The organism is Streptomyces sp. NPDC101181, assembly GCF_044767975.1.
Taxonomy (GTDB): Bacteria; Actinomycetota; Actinomycetes; order Streptomycetales; family Streptomycetaceae; genus Streptomyces.
In genome coordinates this window covers 85,815-106,661 of record NZ_JBIWOX010000021.1, presented here as the reverse complement: position 1 = coordinate 106,661, position 20,847 = coordinate 85,815, and the positions used below count along the sequence as shown (strand labels likewise).

Annotated in this window: 16 protein-coding genes; 5 read left to right on the top strand and 11 right to left on the bottom strand. The window is 73.3% G+C overall.

The features are described 5' to 3' along the window. The first annotated feature begins 138 nt into the window (after window positions 1-138). The 3 genes from ACIRRU_RS26190 (at window position 139) to ACIRRU_RS26180 (ending at window position 3,869) form a co-directional block, all read left to right on the top strand. A complete protein-coding gene (locus ACIRRU_RS26190) occupies window positions 139-1,380 on the top strand; it encodes an MFS transporter (protein ID WP_403684395.1) in 1,242 nt (413 codons plus the stop codon). A 190-nt stretch (window positions 1,381-1,570) separates the two neighbouring features. Continuing rightward, complete coding sequence (locus ACIRRU_RS26185) at window positions 1,571-3,004, top strand: uracil-xanthine permease family protein (protein ID WP_403684393.1); 1,434 nt, start codon at window positions 1,571-1,573, stop codon at window positions 3,002-3,004. A 154-nt stretch (window positions 3,005-3,158) separates the two neighbouring features. After that, complete coding sequence (locus tag ACIRRU_RS26180) at window positions 3,159-3,869, top strand: DUF5995 family protein (protein ID WP_403684391.1); 711 nt, start codon at window positions 3,159-3,161, stop codon at window positions 3,867-3,869. Between the two features lie 39 nt (window positions 3,870-3,908). Here ACIRRU_RS26180 and ACIRRU_RS26175 read toward each other — a convergent pair whose 3' ends face one another. The 5 genes from ACIRRU_RS26175 to ACIRRU_RS26155 all read right to left on the bottom strand — a co-directional run bounded on the left by ACIRRU_RS26175 (window position 3,909) and on the right by ACIRRU_RS26155 (window position 10,327). Continuing rightward, complete coding sequence (locus ACIRRU_RS26175) at window positions 3,909-5,618, bottom strand: flavin monoamine oxidase family protein (protein WP_403684389.1); 1,710 nt, start codon at window positions 5,616-5,618, stop codon at window positions 3,909-3,911. A gap of 49 nt (window positions 5,619-5,667) precedes the next feature. Beyond that, window positions 5,668-6,465, bottom strand: coding sequence for a carbon-nitrogen hydrolase family protein (locus tag ACIRRU_RS26170; protein WP_403684387.1), 798 nt, complete (start codon window positions 6,463-6,465; stop codon window positions 5,668-5,670). 193 nt (window positions 6,466-6,658) lie between these two features. Next, window positions 6,659-7,117 (bottom strand): Lrp/AsnC family transcriptional regulator, encoded by a 459-nt coding sequence (locus tag ACIRRU_RS26165; protein ID WP_403684385.1) that lies wholly within the window; start codon window positions 7,115-7,117, stop codon window positions 6,659-6,661. Window positions 7,118-7,222: 105 nt separating this feature from the next. Continuing rightward, window positions 7,223-8,680 carry an aldehyde dehydrogenase family protein gene (locus ACIRRU_RS26160; RefSeq protein ID WP_403684383.1) on the bottom strand — a complete coding sequence of 486 codons (1,458 nt, stop codon included), beginning with the start codon at window positions 8,678-8,680 and terminating at the stop codon, window positions 7,223-7,225. 180 nt (window positions 8,681-8,860) lie between these two features. Then, window positions 8,861-10,327, bottom strand: coding sequence for a GuaB1 family IMP dehydrogenase-related protein (locus tag ACIRRU_RS26155; protein ID WP_403684382.1), 1,467 nt, complete (start codon window positions 10,325-10,327; stop codon window positions 8,861-8,863). A 321-nt stretch (window positions 10,328-10,648) separates the two neighbouring features. Here ACIRRU_RS26155 and ACIRRU_RS26150 point away from each other — a divergent pair, with 321 nt between their 5' ends. Further along, window positions 10,649-11,731, top strand: coding sequence for a terpene cyclase (locus ACIRRU_RS26150; protein ID WP_403684380.1), 1,083 nt, complete (start codon window positions 10,649-10,651; stop codon window positions 11,729-11,731). Window positions 11,732-11,830: 99 nt separating this feature from the next. On the opposite strand, the gene ACIRRU_RS26145 is transcribed toward ACIRRU_RS26150, so the two are convergent. The 4 genes from ACIRRU_RS26145 to fmt form a co-directional block, all read right to left on the bottom strand. Further along, window positions 11,831-12,826: a sugar-binding transcriptional regulator gene (locus ACIRRU_RS26145; protein WP_403684378.1), complete on the bottom strand. Its 996-nt coding sequence runs from the start codon at window positions 12,824-12,826 to the stop codon at window positions 11,831-11,833. Window positions 12,827-12,959: 133 nt separating this feature from the next. Further along, on the bottom strand, window positions 12,960-13,643 hold the full coding sequence (gene rpe, locus ACIRRU_RS26140) for a ribulose-phosphate 3-epimerase (RefSeq protein ID WP_403684376.1): 684 nt from the start codon (window positions 13,641-13,643) through the stop codon (window positions 12,960-12,962). Between the two features lie 166 nt (window positions 13,644-13,809). Continuing rightward, the gene (locus tag ACIRRU_RS26135) at window positions 13,810-15,243 is read right to left on the bottom strand and encodes an RsmB/NOP family class I SAM-dependent RNA methyltransferase (RefSeq protein ID WP_403684374.1); all 1,434 of its coding nucleotides are present in this window, start codon (window positions 15,241-15,243) and stop codon (window positions 13,810-13,812) included. Window positions 15,244-15,326: 83 nt separating this feature from the next. Then, entirely contained in the window at window positions 15,327-16,259 is a 933-nt protein-coding gene (gene fmt / locus ACIRRU_RS26130; protein WP_363202486.1) for a methionyl-tRNA formyltransferase, read from the bottom strand. A gap of 288 nt (window positions 16,260-16,547) precedes the next feature. Between fmt and ACIRRU_RS26125 the strand changes: the two genes are divergently transcribed. Next, window positions 16,548-17,117: a hypothetical protein gene (locus ACIRRU_RS26125; RefSeq protein ID WP_403684372.1), complete on the top strand. Its 570-nt coding sequence runs from the start codon at window positions 16,548-16,550 to the stop codon at window positions 17,115-17,117. 80 nt (window positions 17,118-17,197) lie between these two features. Here ACIRRU_RS26125 and ACIRRU_RS26120 read toward each other — a convergent pair whose 3' ends face one another. Together ACIRRU_RS26120 and metK are read right to left on the bottom strand one after the other, a co-directional pair. Continuing rightward, a complete protein-coding gene (locus ACIRRU_RS26120) occupies window positions 17,198-19,378 on the bottom strand; it encodes a primosomal protein N' (protein ID WP_403684370.1) in 2,181 nt (726 codons plus the stop codon). A 111-nt stretch (window positions 19,379-19,489) separates the two neighbouring features. Continuing rightward, on the bottom strand, window positions 19,490-20,713 hold the full coding sequence (gene metK / locus ACIRRU_RS26115; RefSeq protein WP_363202483.1) for a methionine adenosyltransferase: 1,224 nt from the start codon (window positions 20,711-20,713) through the stop codon (window positions 19,490-19,492). Window positions 20,714-20,847 lie beyond the last annotated feature (134 nt).

Here is a 20,847-nt window from a genome sequence, read left to right as displayed (position 1 = left end):
CCCACTCCCCCGGGCCGCTCCCGTAGCGGCTCCGGTCCACTATTTATCAGGCAGGGTTCCTGATAGTTTACGCCCGGCTAGGTCGCGCGGGAGCGCCGGGACACCCGGCACCCACCGTTCCAGGGGAGGTACCACGGCATGAGGAACGACCCGGCCGGCCCGGCCCACGGCGAGTACGGCGAGGATCAGGTGCGACGCGCGCGGATCGCGGTGGCCACCGTCTTCGCCGTGCACGGGGCGGTGACCGGCAGCTTCGCGACCCGGGTGCCGTGGATCCAGGACCACGCGGGGGTGAGCGCGGGCCAGCTCGGCCTCGCACTGGCCTTTCCGGCGATCGGGGCGTCCCTCACGATGCCGCTGGCAGGCCGGATCAGTCACACGTTCGGCGCTCGGGCGGCCCTGCGCGGGCTGCTGGCGCTGTGGACACTGGCCCTGATCCTGCCGTCTCTCGCCCCCAACCTGGTCACCCTGTGCGCGGTGCTCTTCGTCTACGGGGCGTCGGCCGGGATGTCCGACGTGGCGATGAACGCGCTCGGTGTGGAGGTGGAGAACCGGCTCGACCGCTCGATCATGTCGGGTCTGCACGGGATGTGGAGCGTGGGCACGCTGACCGGTTCGGCGGCGGGCACGGTCGCCGCGCATCTGGGGACCGACGCGCGGCTGCATCACCTCCTGGCCGCGCTGGTCCTCACGGCCCTGGGGCTGATCGCCTGCCGGGGCGTCCTGGATCTGCGCGGGGAACCGGACGAGGAACCGCCGCCGCGTTTCACGCTGCCGCCCAGGTCGGCGCTGATCATCGGGGCGGTCGGCTTCTGCGCGGTGTTCGCCGAGGGGGCGAGCCTGGACTGGTCCGCGGTCTATCTGCGGGACGTCCTCGGCGGCTCGGCCGGGGTCGCGGCCGCCTCCACCACGGCGTTCGCCCTGATGATGGCGGTGGCCCGGATCGCCGGGGACCGGATCGTGGACCGGTTCGGCGCGGTGCGGACCGTACGGACGAGCGGGGTGCTGGCGACGGCGGGCGGCCTGCTGGTCGTCTTCTCGCCGGTCCCGGCGGCCGCCCTGTGCGGCTTCGGGCTGCTGGGGCTGGGGGTGGCCGTGGTGGTGCCGCTGGCCTTCGCGGCGGCCGGGCGCAGCGGGCCGAACCCGAGCCAGGCGATCGCGGGGGTCGCGACCATCACGTACACCTCGGGGCTGATCGCCCCTTCCGCGATCGGGGCGCTGGCGGAGACGACCTCGCTGGTCGTGTCGTTCGGCGTGGTGACCGTGCTGGCGTTCGGCCTGGTCGTGGGAGCCGGGGTGCTGCGGGCGGGCGACCGCAGGGTCACCGGGTCGGCGGCGGGCAGCGGGGCGAGGCCGGTCGGCCCGGCGCCCAAGCACTGACCGGGAAGCGCCTCCCGGAGCGGGGGCCCGGCCGGGGGCTCCGGGGAGGGACGGCGGGACGGGGCGGCGGACCTCGTCACGGTCGCCGTACACCGTCCCACTACCATGGCGCTGATCTTTTCCGCAGGTGGAACCCGAACACCGGATCGCAGACCGGCCGGCGCACCGAGCAGACCTTCAGGGAGCAACCATGAGCCTCGGCGTGCGCTGGACCTTGCACGGCGACGGGAAGACCCCCGCGCCCGGGGCGGTGGTGCGCCCCGACGAACGGCTCTCCTGGCCCCGTACGTTCGGGCTCGGCGCGCAGCACGTGGTGGCGATGTTCGGGGCCTCCTTCGTCGCTCCCGTCCTGATGGGCCTCGACCCGAACCTCGCGATCATGATGTCCGGCGTCGCCACGGCGATCTTCCTGCTGGCGACCAGGGGCCGGGTGCCGAGCTATCTGGGCTGCTCGCTCTCCTTCGTCGGCGTCGCGGCCACGATCCGGGCGGGCGGCGGTGACAGCGCGACCGTCACGGGTGCGGTGCTGGTGGTCGGCGCGGCGCTGTTCCTGGTGGGCCTCGCGGTGCGGCGGTTCGGCGCGCGGATCATCCACGCCGCGATGCCGCCGGTGGTCACCGGTGCGGTGGTGATGCTCATCGGATTCAACCTGGCGCCGGTGACCGCCTCCACGTACTGGCCGCAGGACCAGTGGACGGCGCTCGCGGTGATGCTGTTCACCGGGCTCGCGGTGGTGTGTCTGCGCGGCTTCCTCTCCCGGATCGCGATCTTCCTGGGGCTGGTCTTCGGATACGCGCTGTCCTGGGTCCTGGACCTCGTCTTCGGGAAGATCCACTCCCCGGCGGGCGGGGCCGAGGCCGTCGACCACTGGCGCCTGGACCTCTCCGCCGTCGGGCAGGCCGACTGGATCGGGCTGCCCTCCTTCCACGCCCCGGCCTTCGAGTGGTCGGCGATCCTGGTGGCGCTGCCGGTGGTGATCGCGCTCGTCGCGGAGAACGCCGGACACGTCAAGGCGGTCGGCGAGATGACCGGCGACCCGCTCGACGACAAGCTCGGCACGGCCATCGCGGCGGACGGTGCGGCCTCCATGCTGTCCACCGCCGTGGGCGGCCCGCCCAACACCACGTACTCCGAGAACATCGGCGTGATGGCCGCGACCCGGGTCTACTCCACCGCGGCGTACTGGGCGGCGGCCTGCTTCGCCCTGCTCTTCGGCCTGTGCCCGAAGTTCGGCGCGGTCGTCGCCGCGATCCCGGGCGGGGTGCTCGGCGGGATCACGGTCATCCTGTACGGGATGATCGGCCTGCTGGGCGCCCAGATCTGGCTCAACGGCCGGGTGGACCTGCGCAACCCGCTCAACCTCGTCCCGGCCGCCGCGGGCATCATCATCGGTGTCGGCGGGGTCAGCCTGAAGATCACCGACAACTTCGAGCTGGGCGGCATCGCGCTCGGCACGCTCGTCGTGATCACCGGCTACCACGTGCTGCGGGCCTTCGCCCCGGCCCACCTGAAGACGCAGGAGCCGCTGCTGGACTCGGGCACCTCCGCCTACGACAAGGGCGGCGAGGGCCGCGAGGACGGCGAGGCGCCGGGCGAGCGGGGCACGGGTCCAGGGAAGCCCTGAGCGTACGGAGACGGCGCGGCGCCGTGCGCGTGGGCCCGGCACTCCTCGATCCCCTTCTCCGGCGCCGTTGCTCGCCCGTTCCGGTGTTCGCCCGTTCCGATGAACCTCGGGCCGGGCACCGTCGGGGCGCGCCCGCGGCTGCGACGCTCCGCGCATGACGCAGATCGAGGAGTCCGGGCCCGCCAAGGGTCCCGGCGGCCCGCGCGCGGGCGGTGTCCCGGTGATCGAACGGATGGCGGCATTCCGCTCCCGCTGGCCCTCCGGGGACGGGGTGGCGGTCTTCAACCGGGTCTACCTGGCGGCCGTCGAGACGGCCGAACGGGACCGGGGAAGGGGCGGGTCCGGCGACCGGGAGGCGGCCACCGCCCTGGAGGTGCGCTGCGCCGAGCGCTATCTCTCGGCCGTCGAGGCGGCGACGGCGGGCGGCCGGGTGCCGGAGTGCTGGCGTCCGCTCGTCCGGTACCGGGGGCATCCCGGCGTCCGCCCGGTGCAGTTCGCGCTGAGCGGTCTCCAGGCGCACGTGGCGCACGATCTGGTCCTGGCGGTGGTGGACACCTGCCGCACGCTCGGCTGCGCTCCGGCCGATCTGGAGGGGCAGTTCGAGAGGGTGGGCGATCTCCTCGTGTCGCTGGAGGAGCGCGTCCGCGAGGATCTGACGCCGGGACCCGAGCTGCTGGTGGTCGCGGACCCGCTGACGCACCTGCTGAGCTGCTGGCACCTGGAGCAGGCCCGTGAGGCCGCCTGGACGGCGGCCCGCACGCTGTGGGAACTGCGCGGGTTCCCGTCGCTGGCCGCGGAGTTCCGGCAGCGCACCGACGCGGGCGCCGGGCTGGTGAGCCGTCTGCTGCTCACTCCGTGCCGCTGACGCCCGCGTACGGTTGCGCGCTTCGGGGCCGTACCCGCTTCAGTCCTCGGGGAGTTCCACCGGGGCGATCGTGTCGAAGACGTCGCCGGGGCCCGGGTTGGCGGGGTCGGTCGCCCCGCCGAACTGGTGCATGACGCCCCACACCGCGTTCAGCGCGGTCTGCACGGCGCCCTCGGCCCAGCCGGCCGTCCAGGAGATGTCGTCGCCCGCGAGGAACAGGCCCCGCTTGTCCTCGGGCAGCCGGTCCTGCATGAAGTGGGTGAACAGCCGCCGCTGATAGCGGTAGTGGCCGGGCAGGTTGGCCTTGAAGGCGCCCATGAACCACGGCTCGTTCTCCCAGGAGACGGTGACCGGGTTGCCGATGACGTGGCTCCGGATGTCGACGTCCGGGTAGATCTCCCCGAGCGACTTGAGCATCACGTCCATGCGCTCCTTCGGGGAGAGCGGCAGCCACTTGAGGCTGTCGTCGCACCAGGTGTAGGAGAGGCAGATGACGGCGGGCCGGTCCGGGCCGTCGTCCAGGAGGTAGGTCCCGCGGGTCATCCGGTCGGTGAGGGTCATCGACAGGGTGTCGCGGCCGGTGGCGTTGCCCTGGGCGTCGACGGCCTTGTCCAGCCAGAACGGCCGGTCGACGGGGACGAACAGCTTGGAGGACTCCATGTAGTGGGTGCGCTCCATCGCCGTCCAGTGGTCGATGGGGAAGAGCGCGTCATCGCAGTCGATCTTGGAGAGCAGCAGCCAGGACTGGCCGGTGAAGACCGCGGCCGGGAAGGTGCGGATGTCGCCGGTGGCGTCGGTGACGGTGATGCGGTTGCCCGCGGTGCGGGTCAGCCGGGTGACCGCGCCGCGCGGCTCGCCCCCGTGCAGGGAGGAGAGCGAGGTGCCCGGCGGCCAGTGGACCATCTTCCGCGGCTCGCGGTCCCACAGGCGCAGCGGGAGCTGCTGGCTGCCGCCGACGATGCCCCGGTGGTGGTCGTCGGCCTCGGTGTAGACGACGCGCAGGATCTCCAGGATGGAGTTGGGGAAGTCGGTGTCCCAGCCGCCGGTGCCGAAGCCGACCTGTCCGAAGATCTCGCGGTGGCGGAAGGACCTGAAGGCCTCGGAGTCGCAGAGGAAACCGTAGAAGGTCTGGTTGTCGAGCCGCTCGACCAGTTCCGACCAGATCTCCCGGATGCGCGGGACGTCGCGTTCGCGCAGCGCCCGGTTCATGTCGGAGAAGTCCGCCCCGTCCTCCAGGCAGGCGGCCCAGGCGTCGGCAACATCGCGGTAGACCTGCGGCAGGTCCTCGATGGTCTCGGCGTAGTGCGACTCCCCCTTGAGGTCCACGACGGTCGAGGGCGTCGCCGGGGAGAGCGGGTTGGGGAAGGGCCGGGTCTCCAGGCCCACCAGGTCGATGTAGTGCTGGAGCGCCGTGGAGGAGGGCGGGAAGCGCATCGCGCCCATCTCGGCGGTGAGCGAGGGGTCGCAGCCGTCGAAGCCGACGGTGCGCAGCCGTCCGCCGATCCGGTCTGCCTCGTAGACGACGGGCCTGAGGCCCATTTTCATCAGCTCGTAGGCGGCGATGACGCCCGAGAGCCCGCCGCCGATGACGGCGACCTCCTGGCCGTGCCCGGTCGCCGGTATCTGCCCGAGTCCGGCCGGATGGGCGAGGAAGTCGTCGTACGCGTACGGGAAGTCCGGCCCGAACATGGTGATCGGCGGGGCGGCCGCCTCGGTGTGCTGGACGGCGTTGGGCACCGTGGACGTCATGGGGTGCGGACTCCTTGCGCGGGTGGGGACGTTCGGGGAGGGGCCGGGCTCAGGCGAGGGAGCCGTAGAGGCCGGGGCGGCGGTCCCGGAGATACGGGTTGGCGGCGCGCGAGGCGGCCAGGAACTCCGGGTCCACCTCGCCGGCCACCAGTTCCTCGCCGCGTCCGGCGCGGGCGCGCACCACCCCGTCGGGTCCGGCCAGACAGCTCAGCCCGACGAACTCGAACTCCCCTTCCGGACCGGTGCGGTTGACGTAGGCGACGTACATCTGGCTCTCGAAGGCCCGCACGGGGATGACGGATGCGGCGACGAACTCGAAGGGGTGCATCTGCGCGGTGGGCACCAGCAGCAGATCGGTGCCCGCCAGGGCGTGCGCCCGTACGTTCTCCGGGAACTCCACGTCGTAGCAGATCAGCAGGCCGACGCGGACGCCGTCCAGCTCGGCCTGGACGATCGGCTGCTCGCCCGGGGTGAACCACTCCTGCTCGAAGCAGCCGAAGAGGTGGGTCTTGCGGTAGTTCGCCAGCCGGGCGCCGTCGGGGCCGATGAGCTGGGCGGCGTTGAAGATCCGCTCGCCGTCGCGCTCGGGGTAGCCGTAGAGGACGGCGAGGCCGTGGCGTACGGCGATCCGGGCGACGGCCGCCGCGGCGGGGCCGTCGGCGGGTTCGGCCAGTTCGGGGACGGCGTCGCCGATGGCGTACCCGGTCAGGAACAGCTCGGAGGTGACCAGCAGCCCGCTCCCGGTCGCCGCGGCCCGCGCGGCGGCCTCGTCCAGTGTCTTCAGGTTCTCGGCGACGACGGTCGGCCGACCGGAGCTCTGGAGCAGGGCGGTGCGCAACGGCGGCATGGCTGACCTCGGACGATGCGGGCGGGGCGGGGAGACATACCGACGGTACGCGGCGCCGATCCGCCCGGACAAGGCGCGAGTGTTGCGCGTGGACCGTCGATTCGTTGCGCGGGAAAGGGCCCTGGCGGCGAATCGTTGCGCCAGGCATCACCCCAGGTCAGCGGGGTGATGTCCGCCACTGGCCGAGCGGTCCTCAGACGGGCGGCGCCTGCGCCGGGTAGCGGCGCAGCAGCGGCGAGAGGACCAGCACCGACTTGGTGCGCTCCACGTACGGCTCCCCCGCGATGCGCTCCAGCACCTCCTCGAAGTGGCGCATGTCGGCCGCGAGGACCTGGACCACCGCGTCGGCCTCCCCGGTCACCGTCGAGGCGGAGGCGATCTCCGGGTAGCGGGCGAGGCCCTGCCTGATCGCGTCCGGGGAGGTGTTGCGGCTGCAGTAGATCTCGATGAACCCCTCGGTCTCCCAGCCGAGCGCGGCCGGGTCGACGCGCACGGTGAACCCGGTGATGGCGCCCTCGGCGCGCAGCCGGTCGACGCGGCGTTTCACGGCGGGGGCGGAGAGGCCGACGACCGCGCCGATGTCGGCGAAGGAGCGCCGGGCGTCTTCGGCGAGGGCGTGGACGATGCGTTCGTCGAGGTCGTTCAGGCGCACGTCGGGCGGTTCACTTCTCTGCGGTGGGCCGGGGCTGCGGGTGGCGGACGGTGCCGCCACCCGCAGTAGACCACGGGCCGTCGCCCGGTGCGTCGGGGCGGGCCGTCAGAAGGGGAACTGCGAGCGGCCGTGCTGGATGGAGATCCACTTCTGGGTGGTGAAGGCGTCGATCATCGAGTCGCCGTTGAGCCGGCCGAGGCCCGAGCTCTTCTCGCCGCCGAAGGGGACGATGGGCTCGTCGTGGACGGTGCCGTCGTTGATGTGGATCATGCCGGTGTGGACGCGCTGCCCGACCCGCACCCCGCGCTCGGTGTTGGCGGTGTGGACGGCGCCGCTGAGTCCGTAGGGGGTGTCGTTGGCGATACGGACGGCCTCGTCCTCGCCGTCGAAGGGGACGATCAGGGCGACGGGCCCGAAGATCTCCTGCTGGAGGACGGGCGAGTCGGGGGTGAGACCGGTGAGCACGGAGGGGCTGACCAGGTTGCCGTCGGCGCCGCCGTGCAGGAGGGCCGTCGCCCCGGCCGCCACGGTCTGGTCGACGAGCTTGGCGACGGACTCGGCCTGCGAGGAGTTGATCAGCGGGCCGATCTGGGTGGCCGGGTCTGCGGGGTCGCCGACGGTGAGCGAGGCCACCTTGGCGACGAACTTCTCGGTGAACTCCGCCTCGACGGCGCGGTCGACCAGGATGCGGTTGGCGGCCATGCAGACCTGCCCCTGGTGGACGTAGCGGCTGAAGACCGCCGCGTCGACGGCGTAGTCCACGTCCGCGTCGTCGAGCACGATCAGGGCGCTGTTGCCGCCGAGTTCGAGGACGGCGCGCTTGAGGTTCTGGGCGCAGACCGTGGCGACGTGCCGGCCGACCTTGTCGGAGCCGGTGAAGGAGATGACCTGCGGCACCGGGTGTTCCAGCAGGGTGTCACCGATCTCCGCGATGTCGGTGATCACGACGTTCAGCAGCCCGCCGGGGAGCCCGGCGTCCTCGAAGACCTTCGCCAGGAGGGTGCCGCCGCAGACCGGGGTGTTCTGGTGCGGCTTGAGGACGACGGCGTTGCCGAGGGCGAGGGCGGGGGCGACGGACTTGAGGGAGAGCAGGAAGGGGAAGTTGAAGGGGCTGATCACCCCGACGACGCCGACGGGCACCCGGTAGACGCGGTTCTCCTTGCCCTCGGTCGGCGAGGGGAGGATCTGTCCGGCGGGGCGCAGGGCGAGCTGGATGGCCTCGCGGAGGAACTCCTTGGCCAGGTGCAGTTCGAAGGCGGCCTTCAGCCGGGTGCCGCCCAGTTCGGCGACGATGGCCTCGCCGATCTCCGCCTCGCGCTCCTCGACGATCCGCAGCGCCTTCTCCAGCACGGCCCGCCTGCTGTACGGGTTGGTCTCGGCCCACGCCTGCTGGGCGCGTTCGGCCGCGCGGTAGGCCTGGTCGACCTCGTCGGCGGTGGCCACGGGGATGGAGGCGAGCTTCTCCCCGTCGAAGGGGTTGAAGTCGATGATGTCCCAGGACCCCTTCCCCGGCCTCCACTCGCCGTCGATGTACTGATGGGCCAGGTCAGTGAAGAAGGACATGAGATCCCTTACCGCAGGAGGCAGGCAGCTGAGTGCGCTTCATATTACTTAAGTCGTAAGCGAGTTGAAGTGCGGTACCGGCCAGCCCTGGAGCCTCCGCGAACGCCTCCGCCCCTCCGGGCGCGAGCGGCCGGGAGGGGCGGAGGCGTTGTCATGCGAGGGGGGCGGGAGCCTGCGGGATCAGCTCCAGCTGGCGTGCAGCGGCTTGCCCTCGGCGTAACCGGCGGCGCTCTGGATGCCGACGACCGCCTTCTCGGCGAACTCCTCCAGGGAGCCCGCGCCCGCGTAGGTGCAGGAGGAGCGGACGCCCGCGATGATCGAGTCGATCAGGTCCTCGACGCCGGGGCGGGCCGGGTCGAGGAACATCCGCGAGGTGGAGATGCCCTCCTCGAAGAGCGCCTTGCGGGCCCGGTCGTACGCGGACTCCTCCGAGGTGCGGTTCTTGACGGCGCGCGCCGAGGCCATGCCGAAGGACTCCTTGTAGAGGCGGCCGTCGGCGGACTGCTGGAGGTCGCCGGGCGACTCGTAGGTCCCGGCGAACCAGGAGCCGATCATCACGTTGGACGCGCCGGCGGCGAGCGCCATCGCGACGTCGCGCGGGTGCCGGACGCCGCCGTCGGCCCACACGTGCTTGCCGTGCTTCCTCGCCTCGGCGGCGCACTCCAGGACGGCGGAGAACTGCGGGCGGCCGACGCCGGTCATCATCCGGGTGGTGCACATGGCGCCGGGGCCGACGCCGACCTTGATGATGTCGGCGCCCGCCTCGATCAGGTCGCGCACGCCCTCGGCGGAGACGATGTTGCCCGCGACGACCGGGACCCGCGGGTCCAGCGCGCGGACCGCCTTCACCGCGCTGATCATGGACTCCTGGTGGCCGTGGGCGGTGTCCACGACGAGCACGTCGGCGCCCGCGTCCAAGAGCTGCTTGGCCTTGCCCGCGACGTCGCCGTTGATGCCGACGGCGGCGGCGACGCGCAGCTTGCCCGAGGCGTCGGTGGCCGGGGTGTAGAGGGTGGCCCGCAGGGCGGCCTTGCGCGTGAGGATGCCCACCAGGCGGCCGTCGGCGTCGACCGCGGGGGCCAGCTTGCGGTTGGCGCCGTCGAGCTTGTTGAAGGCGTCGCGGGGGTCGATGTCCGCGTCCAGCAGCACCAGGTCCCTGGACATGACCTCGGAGAGCTGCGTGAAGCGGTCGACGCCGGTCAGGTCGTGGTCGGTGACGACGCCGACGGGACGCCGGCCCTCGTCGACGACGACACCCGCGCCGTGCGCGCGCTTGGGCAGCAGCGACAGGGCGTCGGCGACGGTCTGGCCGGGGGCCAGCTCGATGGGGGTGTCCAGGACGAGGTGGCGGGTCTTGACCCAGGAGACGACGTCGGCGACGACCTCGATCGGGATGTCCTGCGGGATCACGACGAGACCGCCGCGCCGGGCGACGGTCTCGGCCATGCGGCGCCCCGCGATGGCGGTCATGTTGGCGACCACGAGCGGGATGGTGGTGCCGGTGCCGTCCGGCGAGGAGAGGTCCACCCCCTGCCGGGAGCCGACCGCGGAGCGGCCCGGGACCATGAAGACGTCGTCGTACGTGAGGTCGTAGGGGACCGCGGGGGACTCCGTGTAGCGACCGGTGCCGGGCTCAAGAAAACGCATAACACTCATTTTTTCATACGAAACGGTGCAGGTCGTTTCCACGAAGACACAGCAAAAGACCCCCGCTGTCGTCCGTTCCTCCAAGAGGCGCTCCGACGAGCGCTTCCCGCGGTGGCCGGGGGCCCCGGGCAAGTGGAACCTGCCTTACCCACGGACTGTACCCGAACGGGATTCGAATCATTCGTGATCAGCATCCCTGGACCGGGTGACAAGGGGTCAGGTAGCTTCAAACCCGCAGGTCTCGGGGGTGTCCGAAGCGCCGCTCCGGCACATCGGCAGCCCTGGGCACACCGTTTGACCGGAGAGGATCCAGATCCGCCTGTGGACAGCGAACTGCCGGACATCTACTGCCCGTTCCCGCAGCGGACCAACCCGCACGTGGGACACACCCGGGGGCATCTGGACGCCTGGACCAGACAGACCGGTCTGGTCCACCGCGAGTCCGCGAGGAACCGCTTCGAGCAAGCCGATTTCGCGGCGTTCGTCGGCATGGTCCACCCGACGGCCGACCCCGGCCACCTCGATCTGGTGGCCGACTGGTTCGTCTGGCTCTTCCTCGTCGACGACCAGCTCGACGACGGCCACCTCGGCCGTTCACCCGAGCGGGTGAGGGATGTGGTCGACCGGATGCGCGCCGTGGTCGACGGCTCGGCCCCCGAACCGCTGCCGGGCGAGGAGCTCCCGGCCGCCGTGATCGCCCTGGCCGACCTGTGGGAACGTACGACACCGAACGCGGCCCCCCACTGGCGGACCCGGTTCGCCTGGCACCTGGTCACCTACCTCACGACCGCGACGACCTGGGAGGCGGGCAACCGGGCCGAGGGCGTGGTGCCCTCGGAGGAGACGTACATCGCGAAACGGCGGCACACCGGGGCCATCCACGTCTGCATGGACCTCATAGAGATCGTGGCGGGCATCGAGGCGCCGGAGTCGGTCCACAACGACCCCCGGTTCATCACCGCCCTGGAAGCCTCCTGCAACCACGTGTGCTGGGCCAACGACGTGTACTCCTTCGAGAAGGAGCAGGTGCTCGGCGAGATCCACAACCTCGTCCACCTGGTCCGCCACCACCGGGGGCTGGGCGAGCAGCAGGCGCTGGACCACGTCGCGGAGCGGATCGCGAAGGAGACCGAGCGCTTCCTCACCGCCGAGGACGAGCTGCTGGAGCTGTATCCGGAGCTGTCCGGGCTGCTGGTGCCCTACCTCGACGGGATGCGCAGCTGGATGCGGGGCAACCTGGACTGGTCGCGCCGGACGCCGCGCTACAACCCGGCCGACGTGGGCCAGTACGAGGAGCCCGAGGAGTATCTGGAGGAGACCGTGCTGGGCATCCCGCCCGCCCGCACCGAGGCCGCCCCCGTCGAGGCCGCCCCGTGCGCGGCCAAGGCGCCCCCGGCCGGCTGAGCCGGGCGACGCGATGGGGCCGGACACCGTATGCGGTGTCCGGCCCCATCGCGTCATACGGTGTCCGGCCCTCATCGCGTCCGGCGGTGCCGGAGGGGGTCACTCCCCGTCGGGGTCGGCCCGCTCCAGCGCCGGGCGCACCCCGGCGGCCGACTCGGTGAGCAGGTAGTCGGCGGCGGCCGTGTCCGTCACCAGGCTGGTGACGAGCCCGGAGCGCAGCACGGCGCCGATCGCGGCCGCCTTGCGCTGGCCGCCCGCGATCGCCACCACCTCGGGAATCCGGCGCAGCCGGTCCGCCTCCACCGTGATGCAGCGCTCCCCGAGGTCGCGGCCCACCCGGCGGCCGTCCGCGTCGAAGAGGTGCGCGGACATCTCGGCGGCGACCCCGAGCGAGGCGTAGTGGGCGCGCTCCTGGTCGGAGAGCATGTCGTGGACGGTGGAGATGCCCGGCTCCCAGGAGCCGATGGAGACGGCGGCGACGGTGACCTTGTCGAAGTACTCGAAGGCGCGGGCGATGCCCGTCTGCTCACGCAGCGCGGCGGCCGTCGCGGGGTCGGGCAGCAGCATCGGGGCGTAGATGGGGTGGGCCTCGCCGCCGGAGACCTGGGCGGCCCGGCGGACCGCCTCGACCGAGCCGCGCTCCGCGGTGCCCGCGTCGTACACCCCGGTCAGCTGGACGACCGTGCAGGGCGGGAGCCGGTCGAGGGCGGCGGCCATGTGGATGGTGGAGCGGCCCCAGGCCAGGCCCAGCACATCGCCCTCGGCCACCAGCTCGCCCAGCAGGTCGGCCGCGACCTCGCCCAGGTTCTCCGGGTCGGCGGCGTCGTCCTGCTCATCGGCCGGGGACTCGACGACCACCGCGTGCCGCAGCCCGTAGCGGGCGCGCAGCGCGTCGGAGCGTTCGGCGTCCAGCTCGGCGGGGACCCGGATCTCGATCCGTACGAGGTCGCGCTCCAGGGCCGTCTCCAGGACCCGGGCCACCTTGAAGCGGCTGACGCCGAACTCCTCGGCGATCTGGATCTTGGACTTGCCCTCCAGATAGAACCGGCGGGCCATGGCCGCCGCCTGCACCAGCTCCGCGGGTCCCATCCGCATGGCTGACCGACCCGCCGAGATGCCAGACACCGCGATCTCCTCACTGCTGTTCACGCGCCCGATACGCCGTTCATCCTGTCAGATCCGGCGTTCCTTGATCGGCCCTGCCGGACCGCGTTCATCTGCCCTTGGTTCAGTGGTCGCACGCCCAGGGGGCGACGGCCGTGACCGCGTCCGCCTGGGCCCGCAGCTCCCGCACCGCCTTCGCGGGGTCCGCCGCTCCGTAGACCGCGGACCCGGCGACGAAGACGTCGGCTCCGGCCTCGGCGCAGCGCTCGATGGTGCTCGCCGAGACCCCGCCGTCGACCTGGAGCCACAGTTCGAGACCGTGCTTGCTGATCAGCTCCCGGGTACGGCGGATCTTCGGCAGCATGATGTCCAGGAACGCCTGGCCGCCGAAGCCCGGCTCGACGGTCATGATCAGCAGCATGTCCAGCTCGGGGAGCAGGTCCTCGTACGGCTCGACGGGCGTCGCGGGCTTGAGCGCCATCGAGGCGCGCGCCCCCTTCGCCCGGATCTCCCGCGCGAGCCGCACCGGAGCGGCGGCGGCCTCGGCGTGGAAGGTGACGGACCCGGCCCCGGCCTCCACGTACTGCGGGGCCCAGCGGTCCGCGTCCTCGATCATGAGGTGGCAGTCCAGCGGGATGTCCGTGGCCCGGCCGAGCGCCTCGACGATCGGCACGCCGAGCGTCAGGTTGGGCACGAAGTGGTTGTCCATCACGTCGACGTGGAGCCAGTCCGCGCCCTCGACGGCCTTCGCCTCGTCGGCGAGACGGGCGAAATCCGCGGACAGGATGCTGGGGTTGATCTGCGCCATGACCCAAGCCTGCCATGTCCCGCGCCGGTTCCCCGCCCCGATGCCCTCCGCGGCCGTACACAGCCCTCGCAGTCCGCGCATTCAGGGCATTCAGGGCATTCAGGGCATTTTGCCGGTACTTTGCTCTTCTTCCGCTGCGCGCGGAGCCCCGCTGACTCGGTGGTATTCAGCCGGTCCGGCGCAGCAGAGCCAGATACATCGCGTCCGTGCCGTGCAGATGGGGCCAGAGCTGGACGTCGGGACCATCGCCCAGGGCGGGCACCCCGGGCAGCAGCGGGCGGGCGTCGACCCACTCCGCCTCCACCGGCTCCCCGCCACGGCCCCCGAGGACGTCCTCCACGACCACCCGGGTCTCGGCGAGATGCGGCGAGCAGGTCGCGTAGCCGACCACGCCGCCGACCCGCACGGCCTTCAGGGCCTCGCGCAGCAGGCCGCGCTGGAGCGGGGCGAAGGCCTCCATGTCCTCGGCGCGGCGCCGCCAGCGGGACTCGGGGCGGCGCCGCAGCGCGCCCAGGCCCGAGCACGGCACGTCCATCAGGACCCGGTCGAACGTGCCGGGACGCCACGGCGGGCGGGTGCCGTCGGCGGTGACCACCTGGTACGGGCCGGGGTTGCCGGCGAGCGCCCGCTCGACCAGCCGGGCGCGGTGCGGCTGCTTCTCGGCGGCGAGCAGCGTCGCGCCCCGTCCGGCGGCGAGCGCGGCCAGCAGGGCGGCCTTGCCGCCGGGGCCCGCGCAGCCGTCCAGCCACCGGGTGTCGCGCCCCTCCACGGGGGCGGCGGCCAGGGCTGCGGCGACCAGCTGGCTGCCCTCGTCCTGGACGCCCGCCCGGCCCTCCTGGACCGCCTCCAGCGCACCGGGCTCACCGCCCTCCGCCATCCGCACGGCGTACGGGGACCAGCGGCCGGGCAGGGAGTTGTCCTCGCCCAGGGCCTTGACCAGCTCCTCGGTGGTGGAGCGGCCGGGGCGGGCCACCAGCGTCACCTCGGGCCGCTCGTTGTCCGCCTCCAGCAGGTCCTCGATGCCCGCACGGCCGCCGCCCAGCGCGTCCCAGAGCGCGGAGACGATCCAGCGCGGGTGGGAGTGCACGACGGAGAGGTGGTCCTCGGCGTCCTCGTCGTAGGGCGGCGCGACCCTCTCGACCCAGCCGTCGAGGTCGTACGCGGTCACCTTGCGCAGCACGGCGTTGACGAACTTCGCCCGCCCCTCCCCCAAAACCACCCGGGCCAGCTCCACACTGGCGGAGACGGCCGCGTGGGTGGGGATGCGGGTGCCGAGCAGCTGGTGGACGCCCATGTTGAGGACGTCCAGCACGGGCGGGTCGACCTCGCGCAGCGGCCGGTCCACGCAGGCCGCCACGATCGCGTCGTACGTCCCCTGGCGGCGGAGCGTCCCGTAGACCAGCTCCGTCGCCAGCGCCGCGTCCCGGCCGTCGAAGCCGCCCTGGGCGCGCGCCTTCTTCAACAGCGGCGGCAGCACGAGGTTGGCGTACGCGTCCCGCTCGTCGACGGCTCGCAGCGCCTCGAAGGCGAGGAAGCGGACCGGGTCCTTCTTGGGCCGGCGGTGGGGCTTGGCGGGACGGCGACGCGGCTGGTCGTTCACGGGAAAGGTGCTCCGCTGAGGGTGAGAGGGGCGAACCCTCCCAGCCTACGACGCCGCTCCCGGCACCCCGTCACGAGAGGCTCTCAGGACCCCAGCAGCTCGCCGTGGGCGATCCGGACGCCGCGCGCCCAGTCGGCGGCCTTCATCGGCTTCTTGCCCTGCGGCTGGACCCAGAGCAGCTCGACGGCGTGCGAGCCGGTGCCCGCGTACACGTTGTTCTTGGCCGCCGACAGCTCGCCGGGGGCCAGGTCGGTGCGGTCCGGGACGGGGGTCGCCTGGATCAGCTTGAGCCGCTCGCCGCGGAACAGGGTCCAGGCGCCGGGCGCCGGGGTGCAGCCGCGCACGACCCGGTCTACCCGCAGGGCGGGGGCCTGCCACGAGATCCGCGCGCCCTCGACGGTGATCTTCGGCGCCAGCGTGACGCCCTCGTGCGGCTGGGGCACGGCGTGCAGGGTGCCGTCCTCGATGCCGTCCATGGTGGCCGCCAGCAGTCCCGCCCCGGCGAAGGCGAGCCGGGTGAGCAGGTCGCCGCTGGTGTCGGTGGGGCGGATCTCCTCGGTGAGGACGCCGAAGACCGGGCCGGAGTCCAGGCCCTCCTCGATCAGGAAGGTCGACGCGCCGGTCACCTCGTCCCCCGCCATCAGCGCGTGCTGGACCGGGGCAGCGCCGCGCCAGGCGGGCAGCAGCGAGAAGTGCAGGTTGACCCAGCCCCGGGCGGGCACGTCGAGGGCGGACTTGGGCAGCAGGGCGCCGTACGCCACGACCGGGCAGCAGTCCGGGGCGATCTCGCGCAGCCGGGCCAGGAACTCCTCGTCGCGGGGTTTCGCGGGCCTCAGCACCTCGATCCCGGCCTCCTGGGCCCGTTCGGCCACCGGGCTCGCGACGAGCCTGCGGCCACGCCCGGCCGGGGCGTCGGGGCGGGTGACGACGGCGGCCACCTCGTGACGGCCGGAGGCGATCAGGGCGTCCAGGGCGGGGACGGCGACCTCGGGGGTACCGGCGAAGACGAGCTTCATGGGTGGCTGACTGCCTCTCGGGCCAGGACGTGCGGTGACGAGCAGCGCACCAGTCTAGGGGGTGCCGTCCCAGGGGTGCCCGCCGCCGGGCGGGCCGGCCGGTCCCCGGGGGTGGTACTCCGGCCGAGGGGGCGTACGCGCTCCGCGCACGCCCTGTGCATATGCGCATACGCCCCGACAGCGTGACCACATACCCGGCTCGGGCGTTGGTCAAAGGAGATTGACCGAAGCGGGCCGCCCCGTGCGTCCCGGCTCCCCTTCAACGCCGGTTCGAGAGGCTTCTCTTTCATGGCCGACCACGCAACCCACGACGCCCAAGCGCGGGCCAGTCTGCACCTTCTGGTGCGGGACATCGAGCGGGTCCGGCGGCAGGTGGACGCGCTGCGCACGCTCACCGCGCAGCTCGGCAACGTCTACCGTCCGCGCCGCTCCGGCCCCTCCGCGGGCTTCGTCGTCTACGGCAGGGCCCCGGCCCCCACCGTCCGCCTCGCGCAGGAGCTGAGGGACAGCGTCGAGACCCTGGTGACGGCCGCGGTGGACTTCGACCGTTCGCTGGGCTTCTCCTGGGACGCGGTGGGCTCCGCCCTCGGCGTCACCAAGCAGGCCGTGCACCGCCGCTACGGCACGCGCAAGGCCGCCGCCCAGCAGCCCGCCGCCGAGCCGGGCGCCGAGGCGGCGGGTGTGCCGCGCCCGGTGTCCGTCGGGACCGCACTGGGCGGGGCCACCGCCGCCGCGTCCGGCGCCCCGCTGCCCGCGGTGCCCGCCGCCCGGTCGAGGCCCCCGCACCCCTCGCCGGCCCAGCCCGCCGCCCGCGAGGAGCTCCGCCCCGGCGCGTTCCCGGGGCCCCGCAACGGCTGACCCGCTCCGCGTCGTACCGCCGCCCCGCCCGTGCCCGCCGCGCGGCGGGGCGTCGGCGTGCCGGGGCTGACGGTGCCCGGTCAGCCGATGTCCGGCGGGTCGATCCGGATCCGCAGCTGGTCGCCCGCGCCCTTCGCCGTGCGTGCCGCCAGCGCCGTCTTCAAGGCCCTCGCGAGCGCCGCGCCGCGCCCCGGGACCACGCGGATCAGCGCCCGCTCCCAGCTCTCCCCCGGCGGCGCGTCCCCGGGTCTGCGCGGGCGGCCGGGGGCGGCTGAGGGGACCGGCACCGGGCCCAGGATCTCGGCCTCCGGAGGCAGCCCCGCGGTCGGCAGGAACGATGCCAGGGCCTCGGCGGGTCCGGTCACCGAGGCCATCCGGGAGACGGGCGGGAAGCGCAGGTCGGCACGGTCCGCCAGCTCCCGCCGCGCGAACCCGGCCGGATCCCAGCGCACCAGCGCCTGCACCGCCCGGAGCGTCGGCTCGGCCACGATGACCACCGTGCCGCCCTCGTCCTGGCCGCGCACCAGCGCGCCCGCGGCCGTCCAGCGGCGCAGCGCCTCCTCGCCAGCCCGCAGATCGGGGCGGCCCAGCATGGCCCAGCCGTCCAGGAGGAGGGCTGCGGCGTAACCGCCCTCGGCCACGGGCTCGGCGCCGGGGGTGGAGACGACCAGCGCGGGGGCGGCGGGCACCGCGTCCAGGATGTGGTCGCGCCCCGAGGTGCGGACCGGCACGGCGGGGAAGGCCCGGCCCAGCTCCTCGGCGGTGCGGCGCGCGCCGACGATCTGGGCGCGCAGCCGGGTGGACCCGCACTCCTCGCAGTGCCAGGCGTGCTCGGCCCGCCCGCACCAGGCGCAGTTCAGATCCCGCTGGTCCGGCGCCTCCAGGGGCCCGGCGCAGTGACGGCAGCGGGCGGGGGTGCGGCAGCGTTCGCAGGCGAGACGGGGGGCGTATCCCCGGCGGGGCACCTGGACCAGTACCGGTCCGCTGCGCAGGCCGTCGCGGACGGTCTGCCAGGCGAGGCTGGGCAGCCGGGCGGAGCGGGCCGCCCCGTCCCGGGCCAGCTCACCGTCCCCGACCGTACGGATCAGGGGGGCCGCGGCGCGCAGCCGCTCCCGGTCCGCGAGCAGGGGCAGGGCCCAGCCGCTCTCCACCAGCTGGGCGGCCTCGACCGTGCAGCTCGTGGAGCCGAGCAGGAAGCCGCAGCGGCCTTGGGCGGCTCGCAGCTCCAGGACCTCGCGGACGTGCGGGAAGGGGGCGTTGTCGTCGCTGTGGCTGGAGTCCCCGTCGTCCCAGACCACCACCAGGCCGAGGTCGCGGACGGGGGCGAACATCGCGGCCCGGGTCCCCACCACCGCCCGGACCGAGCCCCGGCACACCGCGAGCCACTGGCGGTAGCGCTTCTCCGGGCCGGAGTCGGCGGTCAGCAGGGCGTGCCGTCCCGCGCCGAGCACATCGCTCAGCGCGGCGTCGACCCGGGCGGCGGCCCGCCCGTCCGGAACGACGACGAGCGCGCCGCGCCCGGCGGAGAGCGTGGCCGCGACGGCGCGGGCGATCTCGGCGGGCCAGTGCGGGCCGGGCAGGGCCGTCCACACCGCGCGGGGCGCGCCGCCCTCCGCGAGCGCCCTCAGGAAGGCCGGGCCCTGTCCGTACCGCTCCCAGGTGCCCGGGTCCGGGGGCGGGGGCGGGGGCAGGGGTTCGGGCGAGGGCTTGGACTCGGCGCGGCCGTTGCGCGGGGGGACGGCGAGCTGGAGGACGTCGGCGAGGCTGCCCGCGTACCGGTCGGCGACGGCGCGGCAGAGGGCGAGCAGCTCGGCCCCGAGGACGGGCTCCGGGGAGACCACGGAGGCCAGGGCGGCCAGCGCTCCCTGGTAGTCGGAGTCGGCGCGGCGCTCGATCAGGAAGCCGTCGATCAGTCCGCCGCCCTCGCGCCGCCCGCCCTGGACGTTGCGCCCGCCCGCGCCGAACCGCACCCGCACCCGGACGCCCGGCCGGGCCTCGGCGTCCAGCTCCGCGGGGACCGCGTAGTCGAAGTACTGGTCGAGGTGGAGGACGCCCTTGTTGACCAGGACACGGGCGACCGGCAGCTCCTTCGCGAGCGCGGCCCCGCGCCAGGTCCGCGGCTTGGCGCGCGGCACCTTGGCCCGGCGCACCGTCTCCCGGATCAGCGCAAGCTGCTCGGGCGCCCCCGCACCGGGCGCCCCGGCGCCGGGCTCGGGCGCCCCGGCGCCCGGTGCGGGGGGCTGCTCGTTGTCGCTGCTCACAGCTGAATTCCTACCAGAGACCACTGACAGGGGCGGCGGCACGGCAGCGGGGCCCGGACACCGCGTTCGGTGTCCGGGCCCCGCCGTCAGGTCGTGCCGATGCCGTGCGGTCTACAGACCGGCGGCGGTGCGCAGCGCGTCCACGCGGTCCGTGCGCTCCCAGGTGAAGTCCGGGAGCTCGCGGCCGAAGTGGCCGTAGGCGGCGGTCTGCGCGTAGATCGGGCGCAGCAGGTCGAGGTCCCGGATGATCGCGGCCGGGCGGAGGTCGAAGACCTCGGCGATGGCGTTCTCGATCTTCTCGGTGTCGACGGCCGCGGTGCCGAAGGTCTCGACGAAGAGGCCGACCGGCTCGGCCTTGCCGATGGCGTACGCGACCTGGACCTCGCAGCGGGCGGCGAGCCCGGCGGCGACGACGTTCTTCGCCACCCAGCGCATCGCGTACGCCGCGGAGCGGTCCACCTTGGACGGGTCCTTGCCGGAGAAGGCGCCGCCGCCGTGGCGGGCCATGCCGCCGTAGGTGTCGATGATGATCTTGCGGCCGGTGAGCCCGGCGTCACCCATCGGGCCGCCGATCTCGAAGCGGCCGGTGGGGTTCACCAGGAGGCGGTAGCCCTCGGTGTCGAGCTTGATGCCGTCCTCGACGAGCTGGGCGAGGACGTGCTCGACGACGAACTCGCGGATGTCGGGGGCGAGCAGCGAGTCGAGGTCGATGTCCGAGGCGTGCTGCGAGGAGACGACCACGGTGTCCAGCCGGACCGCCTTGTCCCCGTCGTACTCGATGGTGACCTGGGTCTTGCCGTCGGGGCGCAGGTAGGGGATGGTCCCGTTCTTGCGGACCTCGGACAGCCGCCGGGAGAGGCGGTGGGCGAGGTGGACCGGGAGCGGCATGAGCTCGGGGGTCTCGTCGCAGGCGTAGCCGAACATCAGGCCCTGGTCGCCCGCGCCCTGCTTGTCGAGTTCGTCGTCCTCGCCGCCCGCGGCGGCGCCCTGGACCCGCTTCTCGTATGCGGTGTCGACGCCCTGGGCGATGTCCGGCGACTGGGCGCCGATGGACACCGAGACGCCGCAGGAAGCTCCGTCGAAGCCCTTCTTGGAGGAGTCGTAACCGATCTCCAGAACCTTGTTGCGCACGAGGTTGGGGATGTCGGCGTAGGCCTTGGTAGTGACCTCGCCCGCGACATGCACCAGACCGGTGGTGATCAAGGTCTCGACGGCGACGCGCGAGGTGGGGTCCTCGCGCAGGAGCGCGTCGAGAATCGTGTCGCTGATCTGGTCAGCGATCTTGTCGGGGTGACCCTCGGTCACGGATTCCGAGGTGAAGAGACGGCGGGACACATCGCTCCCTGGGGTTGCAGCGGCTGCTGGCTGATCATGGGTGGCACGTCCGAGAGCTGCGCTCGGGGCGTGCCGTCGGCCAGTTTATCGGTCACATCCGGGGGTCGGACCAGGTGTCTCGCTCTTTGGGAGTT